This window comes from Coxiella endosymbiont of Ornithodoros maritimus (genome assembly GCF_907164965.1).
In the GTDB taxonomy this organism is placed as follows: Bacteria; Pseudomonadota; Gammaproteobacteria; order Coxiellales; family Coxiellaceae; genus Coxiella.
The window spans coordinates 1-2,553 of sequence record NZ_CAJRAM010000041.1 but is presented as its reverse complement, the minus strand read 5'-3'; the positions used below and the strand labels follow the sequence as shown (position 1 = coordinate 2,553).

The window sequence follows — 2,553 nt, the reverse complement described above, 5'->3', positions numbered from 1 at the left end:
CCCATGAACCCGATACCAATGGTTCGCGCCTCCACACGCTTCTATCAACCACACAAGCCACCTTAAGGCCTTGCCACAGTGGACACATATTGAGCGCCTAACCCCTCTCGTGTGGATCACCTTACCCCACTCATCAATCCCACACAGTTGAAAAACCCCTTTTGCAATAAATACCAACACCAAGTATTTTAATATCTTTCATGGCCCTGCTCCTTTTTTTAAAAATAGAAACTCTATGTTGGCGCATTATAACGCCCTCTTTAAGGAGGGGCACTTTTCATTAGGTTACTTGTTGCATTTTAAATGGTGCTATTTTTAACTGCGGGGGAATCGGAGGTGATGCTAACAAGACGATTATTTAATTGAATATCAAAATGGATACATACACTAGGGGGCAGGAGCAATTTCTCTGCTTTTTCAGGCCATTCAATCAATAAAATGGAATCTTTTTTTAAATAATCGGTTAATCCTATATCCCAGTATTCGTCTGCTTCAGAGAGCCGATATAAGTCAACGTGCACGACTTCTAACGTTTCTAACGAGTAAACTTCAATTAAAGTATAGCTTGGACTTTTGACAAATCCTTTATAACCAAAGCCTCGCAGGAGTCCGCGCACAAAGGTAGTTTTCCCAGCCCCCAGTTCTCCCATCAAATAAATAACCTCGCCTGCTTGGCAATAATGTGCTAATCGTTGACCCAAAGCGAGCATGATTTTTTCGGTAGGGATATTTTTTTGAATAAGCAATTAAAATTTCCTAGTTAAGAATTCACTAAAACCCGTAAATGAGGAAATAAATCGGTGGCCAATAATCCCCGCTCTCCCCCATCCTCTGCTGCGCGATCAGCCGCCATGGAGTGAATAAAAACGCCCGCTTGAGCGGCTGATATTAGGCTCAATTTTTGAGCGACCAGGCCGCCGATGATACCGCTTAAAATATCGCCCATTCCCCCTGTCGCCATGCCAGGATTACCAGCTGGACAAACATAATAAGTGTGGCCTTCGTCTTTAATAAGTGTCCCAGCCCCTTTAAGCACAAGGACACCATGGTATTTTTCTTGCAAAGCGTGGACTGCTTGGAAACGATCGCGTTGAATTTCATTACACGAAACCCCCAGCAATCGGGAAGCTTCGCCAGGATGAGGCGTTAATATCCAATCCTCTCGTTGAGATGGTGATTCCGCAAGTAGGTTTAAACTATCAGCATCAAGTACTTTAGGAAGATCAGTTTTTAATGCTTTGTTTAATAAGGATTCTGCCCAATCAGACCTTCCTAAGCCAGATCCAATCACCACAACGGTCGCCGCGGCAAGGAGCGGCTTTAGATCATCCGCAGTAGCCACTTGGTGGCACATTAATTCGGGCCGAGGCCCACTAACGATAGGGACATGTTCCGGACGCGTGGCGACGGTTACGAGCCCAGCGCCGACACGCGCAGCGGCTTCCGCAGCCATTCGTACGGCTCCACCCATTCCATAATCACCACCGATCACCAAAACGTGCCCATAGCTGCCTTTATGGGCATCACGCGCTCGCTTAAGTAGCAAAGGAAACACTCCTTTCCATTCCAATAAATGAGCATCGGCAGAGACGGAGCGAAAAAAGGACTCCGAAAGCCCTAAGCGATCCGCAATCAACTCGCCACAGTAAGCAGGCCCTTTATCAGTATACAAACCTCTTTTGGGGGCGATAAAGGTAACAGTTAAATCGGCTTTTACAGCTACCCCCTGGATTTCTCCAGAATCAACGTTAATGCCCGAAGGCACATCGAGGGCTAATACGTATTGTTCAGCCCGATTAATGGCGGCAATGAAACGATCGTAGGGCGCTTTCACTTCTCCGGAAAGTCCACTGCCTAAAAGCGCGTCCACGATCACTTCTCCTTTAAAAAGAAGTGGCTCTGGAAAAGGTAAAATAGCCAGATTAACAGCTTCGCAGGCGTTAGCGGCTTGAGCAGCCGCACCTTTTAGTTGGTGGCGTTGCCCGGCCAAATAAACGGTTACTTTCAATCCGTTTTCATAAGCCAAGCGCGCAAGCACTAACCCGTCGCCCCCGTTATTCCCCTTCCCACAAGATACGGTAATTTCTTGAACCTCAGGCCATCGCGCTAGGAGCGCTTTAAAAGCAGCCTCTCCGGCGCGACACATTAATTCATATTCACTAATAATGCCCGATTTAACTGCCAAGCGCTCTAATTCGCGAATTTGGCGGTTTTGGTACAATGCTGTCATTCTTTTTCTCTATCATTCTTTTAAACGCAGTCGTTTGCTGGAAGCGTGGCAGAAGATAGCAACGGGTAATAGTATAACGAAATGGAGTCAACATAAAGCCATATCATTAGCCACAAGCACAGTAAATTCATTTTAAACTTCGTGATTCCACGCAAGGGAAGTCCAGGCGCACCTTCGTGGGCCGCGCCCGTGTGCACTGGATCCCTGACTACGCGTGTCAACTTAAGGGAGCCAGGTAAAGAGGGAATATCAAGTAGTTAAAAAAAGCCCGTCATCTTCGTGCGTAGGCTGCCTACCGACAGACAAAGAATCGAAGGCTTTGA

3 protein-coding genes and 1 pseudogene are annotated in these 2,553 nt (G+C 46.7%); 1 reads left to right on the top strand and 3 read right to left on the bottom strand.

Annotated features, from left to right (window positions below):
• The 3 genes and pseudogenes from OWO34_RS04855 to OWO34_RS04845 form a co-directional block, all read right to left on the bottom strand.
• A pseudogene (locus tag OWO34_RS04855) lies at positions 1 to 202 on the bottom strand (IS110 family transposase); the annotation flags it as partial.
• 97 nt (positions 203 to 299) lie between these two features.
• Positions 300 to 746: a tRNA (adenosine(37)-N6)-threonylcarbamoyltransferase complex ATPase subunit type 1 TsaE gene (gene tsaE, locus OWO34_RS04850; RefSeq protein WP_267256740.1), complete on the bottom strand. Its 447-nt coding sequence runs from the start codon at positions 744 to 746 to the stop codon at positions 300 to 302.
• A gap of 14 nt (positions 747 to 760) precedes the next feature.
• Positions 761 to 2,230, bottom strand: coding sequence for an NAD(P)H-hydrate dehydratase (locus OWO34_RS04845; RefSeq protein ID WP_267256739.1), 1,470 nt, complete (start codon positions 2,228 to 2,230; stop codon positions 761 to 763).
• A 34-nt stretch (positions 2,231 to 2,264) separates the two neighbouring features.
• Between OWO34_RS04845 and OWO34_RS04840 the strand changes: the two genes are divergently transcribed.
• The gene (locus OWO34_RS04840; RefSeq protein WP_267256738.1) at positions 2,265 to 2,366 is read left to right on the top strand and encodes a hypothetical protein; all 102 of its coding nucleotides are present in this window, start codon (positions 2,265 to 2,267) and stop codon (positions 2,364 to 2,366) included.
• Positions 2,367 to 2,553 lie beyond the last annotated feature (187 nt).